Source organism: Parasediminibacterium sp. HNIBRBA5674 (genome assembly GCF_056745525.1).
Genome location: NZ_JBQWIE010000003.1, coordinates 67,809 through 87,913 on the forward strand (window position 1 = coordinate 67,809; position 20,105 = coordinate 87,913).

Here is a 20,105-nt window from a genome sequence, read left to right on the forward strand (position 1 = left end):
GTAACAACAGATCGCAATTTTCAGTTGTATATGCGATTATTAAAGTCTTGGTTTTATGTATGATTCTTAATCATTTTAATAATTTTATTTTTAAATATTACATCAGAGGTATTTGCAAAAGCTAGGCAGACAGAATAACAAAAAGCATTTGTATGTCTCGTCAAGAAATAGTTTGACTGTAAGTGTGCCATACCACTAATAGCTGCGCCTACTAGTAGTAAACGTAAAATTACCTTACGCATATAGAATTGGTTATTGTTGTAGGTAAAAATGATTGTACAACGTAGTATTTACTTACAGATGATAGCAAAATTTTTTAACAATTAGCTATTTAAACCTTATAAATGGTAACGCATCATACAAGCAATTACAATTTTGTAACTATTAAAAGCAACAATTATGAAAAAGATAATTCTTAGAGCAAGTATTGTAGCGAGCAGTTTTCTAATAAGTAGTTGTGGTAGTACACAACGTATTCATGCAAGTGTTCGTCCCATAGCACCTGTGGTGGTAAGGCCAGTAGCACCAAGACCTACAGCTATTTGGATAGCCCCAGAATGGGTGTGGCGCGGCGGTAGATATGTGTATGTAAATGGTTACTGGGCCGAACCGAGAGTTGGTTATAGATATATACCTGGTTACTGGCGCAGAACAAGACGTGGCGATGTATGGGTAGCTGGTGTTTGGGTAAGATAGTTGCTAGTTATTGGTAGTAATATTCTAGAATACCTATTACAATATTGCTAAGCAGTGCTATAAAGCATATATATAGTAGCAGATTGCACACCATTTTATGCGACTGATACTTTGCGGCAACTGCACTTTTATAACTACTAAAGAAGTATTTGGGCACGAGTAGTACTGCCAACAATTGTAGCGATTGGTGTTGCTTTTTATCAAGCCAATAATGCAATACCACTTTTATTATCAATGATATGATAAAAAGCCAACCTGAGATGGTGTGTAAAATGTGTAACATAATGGTACAAAAAACAAATGCCTCACAATTAATTGTGAGGCATTTATAATAAGATTGCGTTGATGCTTTCTAACAAAAAAATTATTTTTTTGTAGCAGAATCCATAGCAGCTTTTGCAGTATCCATAGCAGCTTTTGCAGTATCCATAGCAGCAGCAGCTTTCATAGAATCAGCAGCTTTAATAGAATCAGCTAATTTAGTTGAATCAGCAGCAGCATCTTTAGAAGCACCACTACCACAAGCAGCAAATACAACTGCTACAGCGAACATTGCGAATAATTTTTTCATTGTAATTTTGGTTTAAAATTTGTTGCAAATATAGGGTGTACTTTGAAACTACCAAATTTTAACGTAACTTTTTATTTTTTTCTGAAGAATATTCTTACTGGCACACCTTTAAAGTTGAAATTACTACGTAGTTGATTTTCTAAATAGTTTCTATAAGGTGATTTAATATCGTCAGGATAATTGGTAAAAAATGCAAATGAAGGTACGTGTGTAGGTATTTGCGTTACAAATTTAATTTTCACCGCATGGCCACGTACAACAGGTGCATGATACGATTCGATAGCTTTTAACATAATCTCGTTTAACTGAGAAGTAGGTATACGACGTTTTTTACTATCATACACTTCTAAGCCTATTTCAATAGCTTTTAAAATACGCAACTTCTCTTTTGCCGAAATAAATAGAATAGGCACATCGGTAAACGGTGCTATTTTTTGTTTCAACTTGGCTTCGTAGTCACGTGCAGTATTGGTTTCTTTGGCCATTAAATCCCATTTATTTACCAATACCACAATACCTTTACCCTTGCGGGCTGCTAAGCTAAATATGTTTACATCCTGCGCTGTAATACCATTTACGGCATCAATTACTAGCAAACAAACATCTGCCTCATCTACCGCACGAATAGCACGTATAACTGAATAGAACTCTAAATCCTCTTTTTCTTTGGTCTTTTTACGTAAGCCAGCCGTATCTATTAGTATAAATTCCTTCTGAAACAAGTTGTAATGCGTATGAATGGTATCACGTGTAGTACCTGCAATATCACTTACAATAGTACGTTCAGCACCTACTAACGCATTTAATAATGATGATTTACCCACATTAGGTTGGCCAATAATGGCAAATTTTGGCAATTCTTCCTGTGCCAAAATACCATCAATATCAGCTTGTGTGATAGGCGCAACAACTGCATCTAGCAACTCACCCGTACCAGCACCACTAATACTACTTACTGTATAAATAATTTCAAAACCAAGGCTATAAAACTCAGTTGCATCTAATTCACGCTGACCATTATCTACTTTATTTACTACTAAATACACTGGTTTGGTGCTTCTGCGTAGCATATCTGCCATTGCATCGTCAAGATCTGTAATGCCTGTAGCAACATCTACCATAAAAATGATGGCATTCGCTTCTTCAACAGCAATTTTTACTTGCTTACGAATTTCTACCTCAAAAATATCATCGCTCTGAGGCACAAAACCACCTGTATCAATCAAGTTAAAAGGCTTGCCATTCCATTCGGCAATACCATATTGTCTGTCTCTCGTAACGCCACTAATATCATCTACTATGGCTTTACGTTGTTCTAAAAATCTATTAAACAACGTACTTTTACCTACGTTTGGTCTTCCTACAATTGCTACTGTATAACTCATAACTCTATGTTAGATTTTATTATGTACCAAGTATGATGCATTTTTTTACGCATCTCACTTCATAAATCGTACATTTTAATGATAACCATATTCTTTTAACCGCATGTCATTGTCTCGCCACTTAGGCTTTACTTTTACAAACAGTTCTAAAAATACTTTTTGTTGTATAAATGTTTCTATATCTACTCTTGCTAATGTACCAATTTCACGAATCATTTTGCCACGTTCGCCAATAATGATACTTTTTTGCGTATCTCTATTCACCACAATATCTGCCTGAATTTTGGTTAACGCATCTTTCTCTTTGTATTCATTAATTAATACAGCAGTGTGGTAGGGAATTTCATCACCAAAAAGTTGGTAAATTTTCTCTCTGATGATTTCACTTACAAAAAAACGTGTAGGCAAATCGCTTAAATCTTCCTCACTATAAAAAGGAAAACCTTCAGGCATAAAAGCCAAAATAACGTCTAGCAGTTTTTGTAAATGGTGCTTTTCAAGTGCTGAAATTTTAATGAGTTGCTTGCAATAAGCTTTGCTTGTAAAAAAAGCCTCAGCTTCTGCTATTTTACCATTTTTTGCAACATCTATTTTATTTAAAATAACAATACTTGGTACTTTTAATTTAAGTGCAGAGAAAATTGCATCGCATTCTGTAAAATCATCATTAGCATCTACTATTAATAAGGCAACATCTGCATCTTCAAGGGCACTTTTTACTGCGCCCATCATTTTATCGTGTAGTTTATAACGCGCTTCAATAATACCTGGTGTATCAGAAAAAATAATTTGGTATTCGTCTGGCTTGTTTAAGAAAGCTTTAATACGATGCCTTGTTGTTTGCACCTTCGGTGAAACAATTGCCATTTTCTCGCCCATTAAGGCATTCAGCAAAGTGCTTTTGCCTGCATTGGGTTTACCGAATATGTTTACAAAGCCTGCTTTCATGTTATGCTAATTGATTGGAACGCTGATAACGCTGATTTTGGCGGATTACCACAGATAAAAGTAAAAGAAAAAACTAGCGTTTGCTTTTAAAATATATGTGCAGGAAAAAATCCGCTTCAATTTGTTAAAATCCGTGTCATCCGTGTTCCTATTCTCTCTATTTCTTACCAATAAAAAAAGCCTCAAACGAGGCTTCTGTTATCTGTTGCGAGAAGAGGGTTCGAACCTCTGACCTTCGGGTTATGAGCCCGACGAGCTACCGCTGCTCTATCTCGCGGTTTATTTGGATTGCAAAAGTAGGGGTTCTAAATTCATCAGCCAAACTTATTTTAAAATAATTGCAAAATATTTTCCAAAACACACTACCAACATACTGTTTACAAATTACAAAGCCACCACTTATTGCAATGGCTATATTTACAAACTAAATTTTTTGATATGCTGAATGTTGGTGTTTTTGGTGTTGGTCACCTAGGAAAGTATCACCTGAACAATTGGAAGGAAATTAAAGGCGTGAAACTAGTTGGTTTTTTTGATCCTAATAATGATATTGCCAAGCAAGTGGCTGATGAATATGGCCTTAAACGCTTTTTAGACGAAGACAAATTATTTGATGCCTGCGATATTATAGATGTGGTAGTGCCTACCGATAGGCATTTTGAAGTATGTATGAGAGCATTACGTAAAGGCAAGCACGTTTTTGTAGAAAAACCATTGGCCAATACCATGGAAGAAGCAAAAGCATTGGTAGATGTGGTGCGTGAGGCCAATGTAAAAATGCAAGTGGGCCATGTGGAGCGTTTTAATCCAGCTTATTTAGCCATCAAAAACACGCCAATCAACCCAATGTTTATTGAGGTGCATCGTTTGGCACAGTTTAACCCACGTGGTACGGAAGTAAGTGTGATTCTTGACTTGATGATTCACGACATCGATATTGTACTAAGTATGGTGAAAAGTGGCGTAAAAAACATACAAGCTAGCGGTGTGGCGGTAATGACTGAAACGCCTGACATTGCCAACGTACGTATTGAATTTAACAATGGCTGTGTGGCTAATCTTACAAGCAGCCGCATCAGCATGAAGAAGATGCGTAAGATGCGTTTGTTTCAAAAAGATGCCTATATAGGTATTGACTTTTTAGAAAAGAAAACAGAAATTATTAAGCTAAAACAGCCTAACGACACGAATGTGTTCTCGTTTGACCTAGACACGCCTAGCGGCAAAAAAACAATTGCTGTTGCTAACCCTGAGGTGCAACAAGCTAGTGCTATAAAACTAGAATTAGAAAGTTTTGTAGATGCTATTGTAAACAATAAACCTACTACTGTAAGCGAAATTGATGGCCTATTAGCTATGGAAGTAGCACACCAAATTTTGGAGAAAATTAATGCTAATCAACGTTTAATAAAACAATAATGCATTGCGTGCGATACTTTTTAGTTGTAACTATTCTTATTTGTAACGTATTGCTTGCTGCTGCGCAAAAAAATAACTATTGGCAGCAGCAAGTTAATTATAACATCGAGGTACAATTAAACGATAAACAACATAGTCTTGATGCATTTGAACAACTAGAATACATCAATAATTCACCCGATACACTGCGTTTTATTTGGTTTCATTTATGGCCAAATGCTTACAAAAACGATAAAACTGCCTTTAGTGAACAAATGTTACGCTTAGGTAGGACTGAGTTTTATTTTGCTGCTGACAGTAACAAAGGTTATATCAATCAGCTAGCATTTAAAGTAGCTGGTACAGCCGCCAAAGTAGAAGCGCATCCATTATATATTGACATTGTAAAAGTGCTATTGGCAGAACCACTATTACCAGGTAAATCCATTAACATAACAACACCTTTTCACGTACAGTTGCCTTATAATTTTTCCCGTGGTGGTCATGTTGGGCAAAGCTATCAAGTAGCGCAGTGGTATCCTAAACCAGCAGTGTACGATGCAAAAGGCTGGCACGAAATGCCTTACTTAGACCAAGGTGAATTTTATAGTGAATTTGGTAATTATGATGTAAAAATTACAGTACCAGAAAACTATGTTGTTGCTGCATCTGGTGCATTGCAGAATGAAGAAGAATTAAGAAAATTGAAGCAGCTTGCAAGCCAGCCAATTACCAAGCAAGCCAACTATATTTTCTTTGAAAAAGCCATTAAAAAGAAAACGACAAAGCCAGTAAAACAATTGGAATATCTAGCACCTGCAAGTTCTAAAGACATAAAAATATTACAGTACCAATTTAGTAATGCACACGACTTTGCATGGTTCGCTAGCAAGCAATTTGTAGTACAAAGAGATACGGTTATTTTAAAAACCAAAGTGGTTGATGTATACAGTTTTTACACACCATGGAACGTTAATAAATGGCAGAAAAGTATTGGCTATGCCAAAGCAGGTTTGCGCTTTTATAGCAATGAAATTGGAGATTATCCTTACAGCATAGCCAATATAGTAAGCGGTGCAGATAATACCGTAAGTGGCGGTATGGAATATCCAACCATTACATTGATTACTACGCAGGCAGGTGGGCAGGAATTAGATGCGACCATTGCACATGAACTAGGTCACAATTGGTTTTATGGTGCATTGGCTAGTAATGAAAGAGATCATGCTTGGATGGATGAAGGCATGAATACCTTTTACGAAAACAAATACATCGCCCAACAATATCCACCTAAAAAGAACAGCAATAATTTAGACCTTGAGATTGAAGATGTGTTGCTAGAAGGTTATAAAAACATTCGTAAAGAGCAACCAATAGACCAACCAAGTGACAGTTTTACAAGTGTAAACTATGGCTTGTATGTGTACATAAAAGCTAGCAAATGGATGCAGCAACTAGAACAGCAACTAGATACTACTGCTTTTAAAAATGCTATGCAAAACTATTATCAGCAATGGCAGTTTAAACATCCCTACCCTGCTGATTTTAAACAAGTGATAGAAGCAAATAGCTCACAAAAAATTGATAGCTTATACCAACAATTATTTACAGCAAATACAGCTTCACAAGCTTTTGCCAACACTAAAAAAACAATTAGCTTTAAAATATTACCACCTTTAAAACCCAACTATCTCTCGCAGCAAATTTCTATAGCACCAACCATTGGTATTAATCAGTACGACAAACTAATGGTAGGTGCATACATACATAACTACCAAGTGCCATTACAAAAGTTTAATTTTTTAGTAATGCCTATGTATGCTACTGGCAGCAAGGCTTTTAATGTATTTGGCAGAGCATCATACAATGTATTTAAGCAACATAGTTGGCTTGAATTTTCCTCAAGTATTGCTAAGTATACGATGGATGATTTTCAACCAGAGAATCAACAAGCAAAAATTTTTCAAGGGGTCACTAGAATAGTGCCTTCAGTTAAATACACACTGTATAATAAAGATATTCGCTCAACCGAAAAACTAAGTTCTCAATTACGTACATTTTTATTAAGTGAAGATGCTTTGCGTTTTCAAACAATAAGCACACCTGGCGGCAATATTGATGTTGCGAACACAAAGGCAGAGCAATCTTACATTAACCAATTAAAAATTAATTGGAGTAATGAAAGGGCTTTGTATCCATTTAATGCCAACCTTACAATAGACCAAGGCAGTAACTTTTTAAGGGCAGGTTTTACGGGCAATTATTTCTTTAATTATGTGCATAATAAAGGCGGTATCAATGCACGCTTTTTTGCTGGCAAATTCTTTTATCTACAAAGCAAAACCTTTATCACGGCTTACCAAACAGACCGCTACCATTTAAATCTAAGTGGCCCTAAAGGCAATGAAGATTATACTTATAGTGATTATTTTATTGGCAGAAACGAATTTGAAGGCTTTGCTAGTCAGCAAATAATGCAGCGTGATGGGTTCTTTAAAGTGCGCACAGATTTATTGAGTAGCAAAGTAGGCAAAACAGATAATTGGTTAATGGCAGTAAATTTTGATGGTAATATACCTGACAAAATTAACCCACTACAAATACTACCTTTTAAAATTCCACTGAAGTTTTTTGTAGACATTGGTACTTATGCAGAAGCTTGGCAAGACAATGCTAGTGGTAATCGCTTTTTATACGATGCAGGTCTACAAGTACCGCTACTAAAGGATGTTGTAAATGTTTACTTCCCTATTTTAAGTAGTAAAGTATTTAGAGATTACAACAAATCGGTGCTAGGCGAAGGCAGTTTTTTAAAGACCGTTTCTTTCAGCATTGATATACAAAAACTAAGTTTACACAAGTTGAGTAAATACATACCACTGTAACTATGGTGCAAGAAATAACCATATTGCCAAAACATGTTATTGATACAAAAAAATGGGACGCCTGCGTAAGTGCTTCTGCACACCAAAATATATTTATGTATACCTGGGCCTTGAATGCCCTCTGCGATAATTGGGATGGCTTAATTATAAACGACTACGAAGCGGTATTACCAATACCTTGGCGAAAAAAAGGTTTTATAAAATATATATATCATGTACCCTTTATGGCTAAAATTTCTATTATGGCCAAATCAGATATAGAAATAAATATGCAGTTAATTACAAGCTACTTACACAAATATTACTGGCACATTAATGTAGATTCTGATAATTTGATAATACCAGGTTGGACAGTGAAAAAGCGTTGTAATTATTACATACCATTAACTGATGATTACTGCACAATACAACTAAAATACACGCAAAATTGTAAAAAAAATATTAATAAAGCTGTAAACAGAGGTTGTAAAATAAATACAGATGGAACAATTGCAACAACAATAGCACTTTACGATGCTGCCTTTGGTATCTTGCAGCAGCAACACACGCTACGCAGGTATCAAAAAGCAACAGATTTTGCTACACTAGCTTTACATAAAAATATGGCTAAAGTATGGCAGGTATGCGAAACAAATAGCAACACCATTCTTTCAAGTGCCATTATTTTACAAGATAAAAATAGATTATACTACTGGCTAGCTGCACCAACTACTTTAGGACGTGAAAAAAGAGCAACCTATTTTTTAATCAATCATTTAATAAAAACACACTGCAACAGCGGGTTTATTTTTGATTTTGAAGGTTCAGATATACCAAATGTGGCGCTTTTTTATCAGCAGTTTGGTCCGCAAGAAGATTATTATTATCAATTACAACACTCAATTTTTCGTTTTTTCCGCTAAAATTTTCTCAGCAATTAGTAAATCGATCGGTCTTGTTATTTTAAGATTGGTATAATCACCATCAATTAAAAAAACTTTCTCGCCAAAAGCCTCTAGCACTGTTGCTTCATCCGTAAACGCATCTTGGTAAGGCTGCTGAAAAGCAGGCAACAACAAATTGCTGGTAAATGTTTGTGGTGTTTGTATGATGCGCACATTGGCTCTATCTGCCACCACAGAGTCCTCATCATTTGCAATGCGAATACTATCAGTAGCAGCAACAGCAGGTATAGCACTACCTTTTATCAAAGCTTGCTGATAACATGCTTGTATTAATTGTGGCGTAGCTAAGCAACGTACACCATCATGCACAAAAACAATGGCATCATTTGGTACAAAAGCCAATCCATTTTTTACAGACTGAAAACGAGAATCACCGCCTGCGGTTACATTAATGGCCACTTTAGGAAACATGGCAGCTATGTTATTGCCAAAATCTAGATGTGCTTGTGGCAACACAAGTATGATTTTTATATCTGCAAAAGCATTAGCAAAAGCTTGTATAGTATGCCAAAGTAAAGGCTTGTTTTGTAACAATAAAAACTGCTTAGGTGTTGCAGAACCCATACGCAAACCACTACCACCTGCTACTATAACGGCAAATTTTTCCATGTAAATATTTGAAGCCGCAAGCTATAAAAAGCCAGCGACATGGGCATTGAAAAAAGGTTTGAACTTTTTGACAAGTAGAGGGTTATATTTGCAGCCCAACAAAAAGATTTCGTAGCTCAGTTGGTAGAGCAGCTGACTCTTAATCAGCGGGTCCAGGGTTCGAGCCCCTGCGGAATCACAGGAATTGCACTTAAAGCGTTGATAATCAATTGATTACAACGCTTTTTTGTTTTCGGGGTGAACATAGGGTAAACAATTTAAAATACCTTTGTAAAAGCATATAATCCTTTTCATGATTGCGTTGCAGCGAAATTTAAGCCTTGATATTTTTGCAAGCTGGCTGCAATAGTATTCTTTCATTGGTTTTGCAAAGCCCTCCTTTATTAGAAGTTCATTTAAACAACTACCATCGGGTAGAATGACATACCCAATTGGCGTTTATAGTAGTCAAGATTCAAGCCTATACGGATATAGCTTTACATTTTGGAGTAAAAACAACCTATATGGAAAAGCACAATATCGAACAACTCAGTTTTTGCAGATGATTTAAAGGAAATTTATCTTAATAATGATATATCAAAATGACTCACCGAAATCCTTAGCTATTTGGACAGGATTACAAATCCCGACCAGCAGAACGCAATGACCAATGCAATGCCCCAAAAGCTACCCATGCAAACTTGCCATAAAAGCTTCTTTGGTTTTGTCGCTTTCTATAAGGCCATCTTTAAGGCGCACTACACGGTGGGCGTAGCTAGCAATATCTTCTTCGTGGGTTACTAGAACCACGGTGTTGCCGGCTTGCTGTAATTTATCGAAAATGCCCATTACTTCTACTGAGGTTTTACTGTCTAGGTTACCGGTAGGTTCGTCGGCCAATAAGATTGAGGGGTTGTTTACCAAAGCTCTTGCAATGGCTACGCGCTGTATTTGACCACCGCTTAGCTCGTTGCTTTTGTGGTGGCTTCTTTCGGCCAAGCCTACTTTACTTAGAGCTTCTAAAGCACGTTCGTGGCGCTCTTTTTTGCTAATGCCTGCATAAATGAGCGGCAAGGCCACGTTTTCGGCTGCGGTAAGGCGTGGCAATAAATTGAACTGCTGAAACACGAAACCAATTTCGTTATTGCGTACTTCTGCTAAGTCATCATCAGGCATTTTACTTACGTCTTTACCATTCAATATGTATCTACCGCCTGTGGGCGAATCTAAACAGCCCAAAATATTCATCAAGGTACTTTTACCACTACCACTTGGCCCCATGAGTGCCACGTATTCGTTCTTAAAAATATCGAGGTTAATACCTTTTAACACTGGTATTGCCTGCGTGCCCATGAAATAGGCTTTCTGAATATTGTCTAAGTGTATGATTGAGCTCATGTGGTTAGGTGTGAATGGTGAGTTTTTTTGGTCATGGGTCATTGGTCATTGGTTACAGATTCATAACTATTGACTACTGACTATTGACAATTGACTATCTCTTTATAACCTTTGGTACTTTAAAATATTGGTTGTCTTTGGCAGGTGAATTTAACAATGCTTCTTCTCTACTTACGCTGCCCTGTACAATGTCTTCACGCAGGGCATTTACGCTGTCGCCCATGTGCATTAAGGGTTCTACACCTGTAGTATCTACTTCTTGCAATTTTTCTACAAAAGCAATCATGTTTTGCAAATCGGCTTTGTAAGCCTCTTTTTCATCATCTGCAAAATGTAATCTTGCCAAATGTGCCAATTTTTCTATCGTAGCATTTGTTACTTCCATAACAACAAAAATATTGGTTTGGTTTGAGATTTGAGATATACGACAGAACTTATTGAAACATTTTTATCTCAGCAGTGTTAGCAAAGTTTTAAAAGAGGGGTAATAACCTTACTTTCGCCCGACGTTTAACAATTGATGAATGAACATGACTAAAATTACAGCTGCCATCACAGCAATTGGTGGATATGTACCTGAGACGAAGTTGACGAATTTTGACCTTGAGAAAATGGTAGCTACCAACGATGAATGGATTAGAACAAGAACTGGCATTTCGGAAAGACGCATTTTAAACACGCCTGGTGCTGCAACTAGCGACCTTGCTGTACCAGCAGTAGAAGAAATTTTACGTAAGAAAAACCTAGACCCAAAAGACATTGATTGTATCATTTGCGCTACAGTTACGCCAGATATGATGTTTCCTTCTACGGCAAATATTATTGGTGATAAAATTGGCGCTAATAATGCTTTTGGCTACGATTTAAGTGCTGCATGTAGTGGCTTCTTATTTGCCCTTACTACAGGCGCTAGCTACATAGAAAGTGGTAGATATAAGAAAGTATTGGTTGTAGGTGCTGATAAAATGAGTGCCATTGTTGATTATACCGACAGAAATACCTGTATTTTATTTGGTGATGGTGCTGGCGCAGTACTACTTGAAGCAAATACAGAAGGCTACGGTGTACAAGATAGCTTATTAAAAAGTGATGGTAGCGGCAGAAACTTACTGTACATGAAAGGTGGTGGATCGCTACACCCTGCTAGTGTAGAAACGGTTTTGGCTAAAGAGCATTTTATTCATCAAGAAGGTACGCAAGTATTTAAGTTTGCTGTAAAAGGTATGGCAGATGTAAGTGCAGAATTGCTTGAAAGAAATGGCCTTACAGGTGATGATATTGCATGGTTAGTACCACACCAAGCTAATTTAAGAATTATTGATGCTACTGCTGATAGATTGGGTTTATCTAAAGACAAAGTAATGATAAACATTAGCCGCTATGGCAATACTACCGCAGCTACCATACCACTTTGCCTGTGGGATTGGCAAGACAAACTTCAAAAAGGTGATAACCTTGTATTAGCGGCCTTTGGTGGTGGCTTTACTTGGGGCGCTACTTTAATTAAATGGGGTTTTTAGATTAGTCTGAACGGGGATTTTGAATGATTTTGGGGATTACGAGGATTATTATTCCTATAATGTCATCCAAAAAATCCATACAATCCTACTAAATCCAGGTTCAGACAATACAATTAACAAATTCCAATTCTTTTTTGCCATTATTTTTACAACCCAAAAAACGTTACATGAAAAATTTTACAATTGGTTTAAACGCGGCTTTGGTTATTGCGGTAGCTGTATTATTTTACTTGCAATTTGCTAATAAAAAAACGGTGGCAGCACCTACTACTGGCGCAACAAATACTGGCTTTAAAATAGCTTATTTTGAAAGCGATTCATTAGAATCTGGTTTCGAATACTACAAAGAAATAAGTAAAGAATTAGCTGCTTCTGAGCAACAAAAAAGAGGCGAGTTATTGGCACAAAGAAATGCCTACATAGAAAAAGTAAAAGAATACCAAGCAAAAGGCCAAAGCATGACACAAATGGAAGCAGCTAAAGCCAACCAAGATGTAGAAGAACGCCAAAAAGCAATTCAAGCAAACGAACAACAAAAGAGTCAAGAAATTCAAGATGAGCGTTTTAAAAAATTACTAGACGTTAAAAAGAAAATTGAAGACTATTTAAAAGAATACAACAAGAATAAAACTTACGCTTTTATCTTATCTAGTTCTAGTGAATTGATGTACTATAAAGACAGTACCTACGATATTACCAAAGACTTAATTAAAGGCTTGAACGAAAAATACCCTAAGAAAAAATAGTTCATCCACAGCAAATTATTATCTTTCAATCCCATCCAAACTAACAGGATGGGATTTTTAATTAGAAGCTTATGAGTAATACCAACTTTAAACCAACTTTGGGTTTAGTAGATGCCACGATGATTGTAGCTGGCAGCATGATTGGATCGGGGATTTTTATTGTAAGTGCAGATATAACACGTAATGTAGGCAGTGCAGGCTGGTTAATTGCAGTGTGGCTTATTACAGGGTTTATGACCTTAATTGCAGCCCTTAGCTATGGCGAATTAAGTGCGATGTTTCCTAAAGCGGGTGGCCAATATGTGTATTTAAAAGAAGCTTACAATCCTTTGGTGGGCTTTCTATATGGTTGGAGCTTTTTCTCAGTAATTCAAACCGGTACTATTGCTGCGGTAGGCGTGGCTTTCTCTAAGTTTTTGGCTTATTTAGTACCAGAATTGGGCAATAATTATTTCTTATTCGATTTGGGCATTATCAAAATTTACTCTGGTCAGTTGGTGGCCATATTCATCATTATTTTACTCACTTATATTAACTCTCGTGGGGTAAAAGAAGGTAAGTTTATACAAACCTTATTTACGTCTGCTAAACTATTGGCTTTGCTAGGCTTAATTGTATTTGGTTTTATCTTGGTAAAGCATAGTTACTGGGCAGAAAACTGGCAAACTGGTTTGGTATCTACACAAGCTGCTGCTACCAAGGCTTCTGAGGCATTAAGTATTACCAATGTATCTTGGATGGGTATTTCTGGCAGTGCTTTATTAGGCGCTATTGCAGCAAGTATGGTAGGCAGTATTTTTAGTAGCGATGCTTGGAACAACGTCACGTTTATTGCTGGCGAAATGAAGAATCCACAACGCAATATTGGTTTAAGTTTATTCCTTGGTACGCTTATCGTAACCACCATTTACATCTCTGTCAACTTGATGTACCTGAATGTTTTACCACTAAACGAAATTGCTTTTGCCAAAGATGATCGTGTGGCTGTAACTGCTGCCAATGCTATCTTTCCTTCGTTTGGTACTACCTTAATTGCCTTGCTAATTATGGTATCTACTTTTGGCTGTAACAATGGTTTAATACTGGCTGGTGCAAGGGTATATTATACCATGGCAAATGATGGTTTGTTCTTTAAAAAAGCAAGCACTTTAAACAAAAATGCCGTACCTGAATGGGCTTTGTGGGCGCAATGTGTGGTAGCCTCAATACTATGTTTAAGTGGTAAGTATGGCGACTTGCTAGATATGATTTCGTTTGTGGTGGTGTTGTTTTACATTCTTACCATTTTGGGTATCTTTATTTTGCGTAAAAAACTACCAAATGCTGAGCGACCTTATAAGGCATTTGGCTACCCTATTTTACCAGCCTTATATATGTTAATGGGGGCTGCATTTTGTACTTTATTAATGATTTACAAACCGCAATACACTTGGCCGGGCTTAATCATTGTGTTAATAGGTATTCCTTTGTATTACATTGCGGTCGCAAATAAAAAGCAAGCAGCTTAGTTATGAATTTTGAGCAGTTATTCGAGGCTTTTAAGGGTAAAAAAGTAGCCGTTATAGGCGATGTAATGCTAGATACGTATTGGTGGGGTCATGTAGAGCGTATTTCACCCGAAGCACCTGTGCCTGTGGTAGCGGTAGACACCAAAGAATACCGCATTGGCGGTGCTGGTAATGTGGCTTTAAACACGGTGGCTTTGGGTGCGCAAACTTTTATCATTTCTGTAATTGGTGCTGATAAGGATGGCGAAACCTTAACCAAACTCTACCAAGAACAACACATTAATACCCAATATTTATTAGCCGCTAGCGATAGAATTACCACCAATAAAATACGCATCATAAGCCGTAACCAACAAATGATGCGCCTTGATGAAGAGTTAATTACCGATATTTCTACTGACTTGCAAGCCCAAGTACTGCAACAGGTACAACTGTGCATTGCCAATGATAAACCCGATGTGGTAATATTTGAAGACTATAACAAAGGCGTACTGACCGAAGGTTTAATAGGCCAATTAATTGCCTTATGCCAGGCAAATGGCATTGTAACCACGGTAGACCCTAAGCGTAAGAACTTTTTTGCCTACAAAGGGGTAGATATGTTTAAGCCCAACTTAAAAGAAGTAAAAGAAGGCCTAAATATTAGCCTAGAAGCGGTAAATACAGCCACTTTAAACGAGGTACACACACAGTTGCAGGCGCAATTGCAACACAACATATCTTTTATCACTTTATCGGAAAAAGGTGTGTTTTATAAAGATGCTACCGAAGCCAATATTATCCCTACGCACATACGCAATATAGCAGATGTAAGCGGCGCAGGCGATACCGTAATTGCAGTTGCCTCGCTTGTGTACGCTACTACCAAAAACATGAATCTTGCAGCCGAAATGGCAAATATTGCTGGCGGCTTGGTATGCGAAGAAGTGGGTACTGCTGCCATTAATAAACAGAAGTTGTTGAAAGAATGTGAGATATTGTTGGGGTAAAACTTCTTGTACAGATTGCCAACCATTTTAAAGCTTAAATGGTAATACGAACTACCAAAAACTAACCTATATACCAAACTGAAACTGCCCACACATGAATTGCACACATTGTAACCACAACGTAACAGAAAACTATTGCGCTAACTGTGGCCAAGCAGTAACCTTAAAGCGCATTGACAAGCATTATATCTCGCATGAACTGTTGCATTTATTTCATTTTGAAAAAGGCTTTTTCTATACTATTAAAGAATTGTTTAGAAGACCTGGAGATAGCATTAAAGCATACATAGAAACCGATAGAAGCAAGCATATGAAGCCTATTGCGTTTCTCATTCTTACCTCATTGTTGTTCACGTGGGTATCTCACTATTTTCATGTAGAGGAACTATACAATAGTAAAGAAAAGATGAAGTTTGGTAAATCGCATGTAGGCGATATTCTGCAATGGATACAAAGCCATTATGGCTATTCTAGCATTTTGGAGGGCTTTTTTATAGCATTGTTAGTAAAATTATTGTTTAAAAAATATCCCTACAATTTCTATGAAATCATGATACTGCTATGTTTTATTAGTGGGCAAGGCATGGTTTTGTTTACGCTGCAAACTTTTTTTGTAGGCGTAATGAATGAAAAAGTATTTCAAGCTTTTATACTAATAGTTGGCTTTGCATACCCAACTTTTGTAATAGCCCAATTTTATGATAAACGCAAGGTAATGAGCTATGTAAAAGCCTTTTTTGCCTACATATTGGGTTATTTACTATTTACCTTTAGCTATGTAGTGGTAGGGCTAATTGCAGATCTTGTAACAATGCTTGCAAATAAGCATCATTAATATTCTGGACTTACAATTTGATTAGAGACCAAACATTTCAAAACCTTGAAAGCACCTTCCAAATAGAACTACGAAAAGCAGTGTATGCAGACCAAGCAACTATATGGGTTATTTTGCAGCAAGCCATTGCACAGCGCAAGCAAGATGGTAGCGAGCAATGGCAACATGGCTATCCTAATGCGCAAACCGTAACCGATGATATTATCAATGGTTATGGGTATGTGCTTGTTCAAGATGCTGAAATAATAGCTTATGCGGCCATCATTTTTGGTGTAGAACCTGCTTATAATGTGATTGATGGCAAATGGCTAACCAATGGTGATTATGCAGCTATTCATAGAGTGGCTACAGCTAATGCGGTAAAAGGAAAAGGTATTGCCACACAGCTTTTCACCATGATAGAAACCCTATGCGTTGCCAAAAAAGTGTACAGCATAAAAGTAGATACCAATTTTGACAATTTACCAATGCTGAAAATTTTAAACAAATTGCACTACACCTACTGTGGCGAGATATTTTTTGGTGGCGCACCAAGAAAAGCATTTGAAAAAGTACTTACGCAGTAGTTAATCATTGCTTTTGGTGATGATAGTTTTTAAACCGATTAACAATAAAGAACTAGTTAAAGGTATGGTTGAGAGAGTACAAAAATCCCCCAACCTTTCTAAAGGTTGGGGGATTCTAAAATTAATCACTCACTAAATCTTCACTTTCATTACCAACTTTTTAACGGGTTGGTCATTAACTGCAATCATTGGTGCGTGTACATCTTCTGGGAAGAAAATAGCAAATTGGCTATCAGTTAAATTGAAATACATATCTGGCGCATCATTGTAAAATACCACGTCTTTCTCAGGATTGTATTCACCTTTTTGAGATGTACAAGTGCTACGAGGTTTCCAACCAATGGTTTCGTGGCCACGAATACATAATTGAATATCGATGTTGTTGCTGTGACACTCGAACTTAGCAATGGATTCTGCGGCTGTCATGCCTGCTTTTTCAGCTACAATGGCTTTTAAACCATCGGCTACATCAAATTTACCAATTTCAAGTTCGGCTAGGTTTTGAGATTTGATGTACTCAAATGCTGTTGCAAATAATGGGTGAATGCTGGTGTATTTATCAGCATTGGCAAGTGTATCTACTATCATAAAAACTTTTTTGCCCCTAGCCCCTAAAGGGGAATAAGGATGTGATTAAAAATATTGGTTTTACTATTAAAATTCTTTGGCTAAAGCCGCTGACCTTTTCTGTTTTAACCCAAGGCTTAAGCCTTGGGTTAATGCTAAAATATTGACTGGCTTTAGCCAAAGTAATTGGTACAAATTGTGGCGAAAGTTGATTATTAAACTAACCGTTGCAGTGTGCGATAAAAGAACTAAGCGCTCCAGTGTGCGCAACGATGTTTAATGGATAATCTAAAGCTGGCTACCAAAGAAAAAAATCCGCCCAAGCTAAGGCTTGAGGGATTTTTTAGTTATTGTCAGTTGATAATTATCTCTGAACACGGCCGCTACCATCACCTTTTACTAGCTCTTTCACTTCGTTTAAAGTTGCATGGTTAAGGTCACCAGGAATAGTGTGTTTTAATGCAGAAGCAGCAACACCAAATTCAGCAGCGTCAGCCATTGGCATACCTGTAACTAAACCGTAAATTAAACCACTTGCAAAACTATCGCCACTACCTACGCGGTCTACAATACGAACTTTGTACTCTTTAGTGTGGTAGAAATCTGTACCATCGTACACTAAAGCGCTCCAACCATTATCAGAAGCACTGTAGCTTTCACGTAAAGATGAAGCGATGAATTTGAAACCGAATTTCGCTTTCATTTGTGCAAAGATGTCTTTGAAACCATGTAGGTTTAATTCACCTTTAGTAACATCGGTATTAGCAGCTTTAAAGCCTAAGCATAAATCAGCATCTTCTTCGTTACCAATACATACATCAACAAACTCGCAAAGCTCTGTCATTACAACTCTTGCTTTTTCTTTAGTCCATAATTTTTTACGGAAGTTTAAATCGATTGAAGTAGTGATACCTTTTGCTTTTGCAGCTTTTAAAGCAGCTAAAGTTAAAGCAGCAGCTTTATCGCTTAATGCTGGTGTGATACCAGTAGTGTGAAACCACTCAGCACCATCAAATATTTTATCCCAATCAAATTCGCTCGCATCAACATCAGCAATTGAAGCGCCTGCACGGTCGTACACAACCTGAGAAGCACGCATAGAAGCACCAGTTTCTAGGAAATAGATACCTAAACGGTCGCCACCACGAGCTACAAATTGCGTATCTACACCATAACGACGTAGGTGATTGATAGCAGCCTGGCCAATAGGATTATTAGGTACTTTAGAAACGAAAGTTCCATTTAAACCATAGTTACATAACGCAGCAGATACGTTTGCTTCGCCACCACCATAAGTGATATCGAAAGTATCAGCTTGTACAAAACGTTTGAAATCTGGCGTAGATAAACGCAACATAATTTCACCAAGGGTTACAACTTTTTTAGACATAATCGTTAGTTGATTTTTTGAGTGGTAAGATGATTGATTAGTTATTGTTTTATTGACGATTATTTCGCAAATCGATTTTCAAAATTATTGTGCAAAAACGCATATTAGCAACAAAATCTACGTATTCGTTTGCATAGAAAAGTCTTTTAAAATTGTAAAAACTGAGCTTCTTTTGTTAAGCAATTAGCTTAAAAAAAGGGCTATAATACACACATTCAAACGTTAATTTTTCCATTATCAAACACAATCCATATGAGCAAAAAAGTAGAAATTTTACAAGCCATTAAAGACCAAGGTATTTTACCATTATTCTTCAATAAGGATACAGAAGTAAGCTTAGAAGTATTAAGAGCCTTGTACCGTGCAGGCGTAAAAACTGTAGAATATACTAACAGAGGTGAAGCTGCTTTGGCTAACTTTAAAGAAATGCGCAAAGTAGTAGACGCTGAAATGCCGGGCTTTTACTTAGGTATTGGTACTATTAAAAATGGTGCACAAGCACAAACATTTATTGAAGCTGGTGCAGATTATATTATTTCTCCGGGCTTAATTCCTGAAGTAGCCGCAGTAGCAGATAAAGCTGATATTTTGTGGGTACCTGGCGCAATGACACCATCAGAAATTATTGCAGCAGAAAATCTAGGTACAAAATTTGTAAAATTATTCCCAGGTAATATGTTGGGCCCTGATTTTATGAGTTCGATTAAAGAATTGTTTCCTGCCATGATATTTATGCCTACAGGTGGTGTAGATACCACTAAAGAAAACATTAGCGCTTGGTTTAAATCGGGCGTAAGTGCGGTAGGTATGGGTAGCAAATTATTAAGCAAAGCATTGTTAGAAGCAAAAGACTATGCTACTATCGAATCTGCTACTAAAGAAGTACTAGCTACTGTAAAAGCAGTAAGAGGCTAATTTCTAAATACTATTTTCATAAAAACGACCAATGCGATTTACTTGCATTGGGCTTTTTTATGGCGCAGTAAACACTAAAGTTTGTTGTCAAAATGCATTTATCAATATGTATTTCACATTATATACCTAATATTTTTCAATAATTAAAGTATTAAAAATCAATTTTATTGATGTTAAAACGAGGCAATTGTACAAATACTACTATAAAAAACACTCTCTATACAATTAAAAATGGATGCTGATAAAAAACATTAAA

The 20,105-nt window shown here is 36.8% G+C and carries 20 protein-coding genes and 2 tRNA genes; 12 read left to right on the forward strand and 10 right to left on the reverse strand.

The genetic code is table 11. From position 1 onward, the window contains the following. Positions 1 to 53: 53 nt before the first annotated feature. The gene (locus tag ACT9TX_RS02560) at positions 54 to 242 is read right to left on the reverse strand and encodes a hypothetical protein (protein ID WP_481336637.1); all 189 of its coding nucleotides are present in this window, start codon (positions 240 to 242) and stop codon (positions 54 to 56) included. Between the two features lie 157 nt (positions 243 to 399). On the opposite strand from ACT9TX_RS02560, the gene ACT9TX_RS02565 reads away from it, so the two are divergent. Continuing rightward, a complete protein-coding gene (locus ACT9TX_RS02565) occupies positions 400 to 696 on the forward strand; it encodes a hypothetical protein (RefSeq protein ID WP_481336638.1) in 297 nt (98 codons plus the stop codon). Between the two features lie 364 nt (positions 697 to 1,060). Here the strand turns inward: ACT9TX_RS02565 and ACT9TX_RS02570 are convergent, their stop codons facing one another. The 4 genes from ACT9TX_RS02570 to ACT9TX_RS02585 all read right to left on the reverse strand — a co-directional run bounded on the left by ACT9TX_RS02570 (position 1,061) and on the right by ACT9TX_RS02585 (position 3,877). Beyond that, entirely contained in the window at positions 1,061 to 1,267 is a 207-nt protein-coding gene (locus ACT9TX_RS02570) for a hypothetical protein (protein ID WP_481336639.1), read from the reverse strand. A 71-nt stretch (positions 1,268 to 1,338) separates the two neighbouring features. Beyond that, positions 1,339 to 2,652, reverse strand: coding sequence for a ribosome biogenesis GTPase Der (der, locus tag ACT9TX_RS02575; RefSeq protein WP_481336640.1), 1,314 nt, complete (start codon positions 2,650 to 2,652; stop codon positions 1,339 to 1,341). 75 nt (positions 2,653 to 2,727) lie between these two features. Further along, positions 2,728 to 3,600 (reverse strand): GTPase Era, encoded by an 873-nt coding sequence (gene era / locus ACT9TX_RS02580; RefSeq protein WP_481336641.1) that lies wholly within the window; start codon positions 3,598 to 3,600, stop codon positions 2,728 to 2,730. 205 nt (positions 3,601 to 3,805) lie between these two features. Continuing rightward, positions 3,806 to 3,877: transfer RNA gene (locus ACT9TX_RS02585), tRNA-Met, on the reverse strand. Positions 3,878 to 4,038: 161 nt separating this feature from the next. Between ACT9TX_RS02585 and ACT9TX_RS02590 the strand changes: the two genes are divergently transcribed. Genes ACT9TX_RS02590 through ACT9TX_RS02600 form a run of 3 tightly spaced genes read left to right on the forward strand, consistent with a single transcriptional unit; the run spans position 4,039 to position 8,785 of the window. Beyond that, on the forward strand, positions 4,039 to 5,019 hold the full coding sequence (locus ACT9TX_RS02590) for a Gfo/Idh/MocA family protein (RefSeq protein WP_481336642.1): 981 nt from the start codon (positions 4,039 to 4,041) through the stop codon (positions 5,017 to 5,019). A gap of 8 nt (positions 5,020 to 5,027) precedes the next feature. Next, positions 5,028 to 7,883, forward strand: coding sequence for a M1 family metallopeptidase (locus ACT9TX_RS02595; protein WP_481336643.1), 2,856 nt, complete (start codon positions 5,028 to 5,030; stop codon positions 7,881 to 7,883). Between the two features lie 2 nt (positions 7,884 to 7,885). Further along, positions 7,886 to 8,785 carry a hypothetical protein gene (locus ACT9TX_RS02600; protein ID WP_481336644.1) on the forward strand — a complete coding sequence of 300 codons (900 nt, stop codon included), beginning with the start codon at positions 7,886 to 7,888 and terminating at the stop codon, positions 8,783 to 8,785. On the opposite strand, the gene ACT9TX_RS02605 is transcribed toward ACT9TX_RS02600, so the two are convergent. Continuing rightward, a complete protein-coding gene (locus tag ACT9TX_RS02605; RefSeq protein ID WP_481336645.1) occupies positions 8,762 to 9,436 on the reverse strand; it encodes a 2-C-methyl-D-erythritol 4-phosphate cytidylyltransferase in 675 nt (224 codons plus the stop codon). The two genes, ACT9TX_RS02600 and ACT9TX_RS02605, sit on opposite strands and share 24 nt — an antisense overlap. A gap of 105 nt (positions 9,437 to 9,541) precedes the next feature. Between ACT9TX_RS02605 and ACT9TX_RS02610 the strand changes: the two genes are divergently transcribed. Continuing rightward, a tRNA-Lys gene (locus ACT9TX_RS02610) sits at positions 9,542 to 9,614 on the forward strand. A gap of 488 nt (positions 9,615 to 10,102) precedes the next feature. Here the strand turns inward: ACT9TX_RS02610 and ACT9TX_RS02615 are convergent. Together ACT9TX_RS02615 and gatC are read right to left on the reverse strand one after the other, a co-directional pair. Further along, the gene (locus ACT9TX_RS02615; RefSeq protein ID WP_481336646.1) at positions 10,103 to 10,813 is read right to left on the reverse strand and encodes an ABC transporter ATP-binding protein; all 711 of its coding nucleotides are present in this window, start codon (positions 10,811 to 10,813) and stop codon (positions 10,103 to 10,105) included. Positions 10,814 to 10,907: 94 nt separating this feature from the next. Beyond that, positions 10,908 to 11,198: an Asp-tRNA(Asn)/Glu-tRNA(Gln) amidotransferase subunit GatC gene (gatC, locus tag ACT9TX_RS02620; protein ID WP_481336647.1), complete on the reverse strand. Its 291-nt coding sequence runs from the start codon at positions 11,196 to 11,198 to the stop codon at positions 10,908 to 10,910. A 145-nt stretch (positions 11,199 to 11,343) separates the two neighbouring features. Between gatC and ACT9TX_RS02625 the strand changes: the two genes are divergently transcribed. The 6 genes from ACT9TX_RS02625 to ACT9TX_RS02650 all read left to right on the forward strand — a co-directional run bounded on the left by ACT9TX_RS02625 (position 11,344) and on the right by ACT9TX_RS02650 (position 16,977). Next, the gene (locus tag ACT9TX_RS02625; RefSeq protein ID WP_481336648.1) at positions 11,344 to 12,333 is read left to right on the forward strand and encodes a beta-ketoacyl-ACP synthase III; all 990 of its coding nucleotides are present in this window, start codon (positions 11,344 to 11,346) and stop codon (positions 12,331 to 12,333) included. 167 nt (positions 12,334 to 12,500) lie between these two features. After that, positions 12,501 to 13,079: an OmpH/Skp family outer membrane protein gene (locus ACT9TX_RS02630; RefSeq protein WP_481336649.1), complete on the forward strand. Its 579-nt coding sequence runs from the start codon at positions 12,501 to 12,503 to the stop codon at positions 13,077 to 13,079. A 71-nt stretch (positions 13,080 to 13,150) separates the two neighbouring features. Then, positions 13,151 to 14,587, forward strand: coding sequence for an APC family permease (locus tag ACT9TX_RS02635; RefSeq protein ID WP_481336650.1), 1,437 nt, complete (start codon positions 13,151 to 13,153; stop codon positions 14,585 to 14,587). Between the two features lie 2 nt (positions 14,588 to 14,589). After that, positions 14,590 to 15,576 (forward strand): bifunctional heptose 7-phosphate kinase/heptose 1-phosphate adenyltransferase, encoded by a 987-nt coding sequence (locus ACT9TX_RS02640; RefSeq protein WP_481336651.1) that lies wholly within the window; start codon positions 14,590 to 14,592, stop codon positions 15,574 to 15,576. Positions 15,577 to 15,670: 94 nt separating this feature from the next. Then, a complete protein-coding gene (locus ACT9TX_RS02645; RefSeq protein WP_481336652.1) occupies positions 15,671 to 16,411 on the forward strand; it encodes a DUF3667 domain-containing protein in 741 nt (246 codons plus the stop codon). 17 nt (positions 16,412 to 16,428) lie between these two features. After that, positions 16,429 to 16,977 carry a GNAT family N-acetyltransferase gene (locus tag ACT9TX_RS02650; RefSeq protein ID WP_481336653.1) on the forward strand — a complete coding sequence of 183 codons (549 nt, stop codon included), beginning with the start codon at positions 16,429 to 16,431 and terminating at the stop codon, positions 16,975 to 16,977. Between the two features lie 132 nt (positions 16,978 to 17,109). Here ACT9TX_RS02650 and ACT9TX_RS02655 read toward each other — a convergent pair whose 3' ends face one another. Next, entirely contained in the window at positions 17,110 to 17,565 is a 456-nt protein-coding gene (locus ACT9TX_RS02655) for a NanQ anomerase/TabA/YiaL family protein (RefSeq protein WP_481336654.1), read from the reverse strand. Positions 17,566 to 17,908: 343 nt separating this feature from the next. Further along, the gene (locus ACT9TX_RS02660) at positions 17,909 to 18,934 is read right to left on the reverse strand and encodes a PfkB family carbohydrate kinase (RefSeq protein ID WP_481336655.1); all 1,026 of its coding nucleotides are present in this window, start codon (positions 18,932 to 18,934) and stop codon (positions 17,909 to 17,911) included. A 252-nt stretch (positions 18,935 to 19,186) separates the two neighbouring features. Here ACT9TX_RS02660 and ACT9TX_RS02665 point away from each other — a divergent pair, with 252 nt between their 5' ends. Next, positions 19,187 to 19,849, forward strand: a complete 663-nt coding sequence (locus ACT9TX_RS02665; protein WP_481336656.1) for a beta/alpha barrel domain-containing protein — start codon at positions 19,187 to 19,189, stop codon at positions 19,847 to 19,849. Positions 19,850 to 20,105 lie beyond the last annotated feature (256 nt).

Coding starts and splice junctions, on each gene's coding strand:
- ACT9TX_RS02630 (WP_481336649.1), top strand. CDS start 12,501: ATGAAAAATTTTACAATTGGTTTAAACGCGGCTTTGGTTATTGCGGTA.
- ACT9TX_RS02635 (WP_481336650.1), top strand. CDS start 13,151: ATGAGTAATACCAACTTTAAACCAACTTTGGGTTTAGTAGATGCCACG.
- ACT9TX_RS02565 (WP_481336638.1), top strand. CDS start 400: ATGAAAAAGATAATTCTTAGAGCAAGTATTGTAGCGAGCAGTTTTCTA.
- era (WP_481336641.1), bottom strand. CDS start 3,600: ATGAAAGCAGGCTTTGTAAACATATTCGGTAAACCCAATGCAGGCAAA.
- ACT9TX_RS02625 (WP_481336648.1), top strand. CDS start 11,344: ATGACTAAAATTACAGCTGCCATCACAGCAATTGGTGGATATGTACCT.
- gatC (WP_481336647.1), bottom strand. CDS start 11,198: ATGGAAGTAACAAATGCTACGATAGAAAAATTGGCACATTTGGCAAGA.
- ACT9TX_RS02605 (WP_481336645.1), bottom strand. CDS start 9,436: ATGGAAAAATTTGCCGTTATAGTAGCAGGTGGTAGTGGTTTGCGTATG.
- ACT9TX_RS02560 (WP_481336637.1), bottom strand. CDS start 242: ATGCGTAAGGTAATTTTACGTTTACTACTAGTAGGCGCAGCTATTAGT.
- ACT9TX_RS02600 (WP_481336644.1), top strand. CDS start 7,886: ATGGTGCAAGAAATAACCATATTGCCAAAACATGTTATTGATACAAAA.
- ACT9TX_RS02590 (WP_481336642.1), top strand. CDS start 4,039: ATGCTGAATGTTGGTGTTTTTGGTGTTGGTCACCTAGGAAAGTATCAC.
- ACT9TX_RS02655 (WP_481336654.1), bottom strand. CDS start 17,565: ATGATAGTAGATACACTTGCCAATGCTGATAAATACACCAGCATTCAC.
- ACT9TX_RS02660 (WP_481336655.1), bottom strand. CDS start 18,934: ATGTCTAAAAAAGTTGTAACCCTTGGTGAAATTATGTTGCGTTTATCT.
- der (WP_481336640.1), bottom strand. CDS start 2,652: ATGAGTTATACAGTAGCAATTGTAGGAAGACCAAACGTAGGTAAAAGT.
- ACT9TX_RS02570 (WP_481336639.1), bottom strand. CDS start 1,267: ATGAAAAAATTATTCGCAATGTTCGCTGTAGCAGTTGTATTTGCTGCT.
- ACT9TX_RS02665 (WP_481336656.1), top strand. CDS start 19,187: ATGAGCAAAAAAGTAGAAATTTTACAAGCCATTAAAGACCAAGGTATT.
- ACT9TX_RS02645 (WP_481336652.1), top strand. CDS start 15,671: ATGAATTGCACACATTGTAACCACAACGTAACAGAAAACTATTGCGCT.
- ACT9TX_RS02615 (WP_481336646.1), bottom strand. CDS start 10,813: ATGAGCTCAATCATACACTTAGACAATATTCAGAAAGCCTATTTCATG.
- ACT9TX_RS02640 (WP_481336651.1), top strand. CDS start 14,590: ATGAATTTTGAGCAGTTATTCGAGGCTTTTAAGGGTAAAAAAGTAGCC.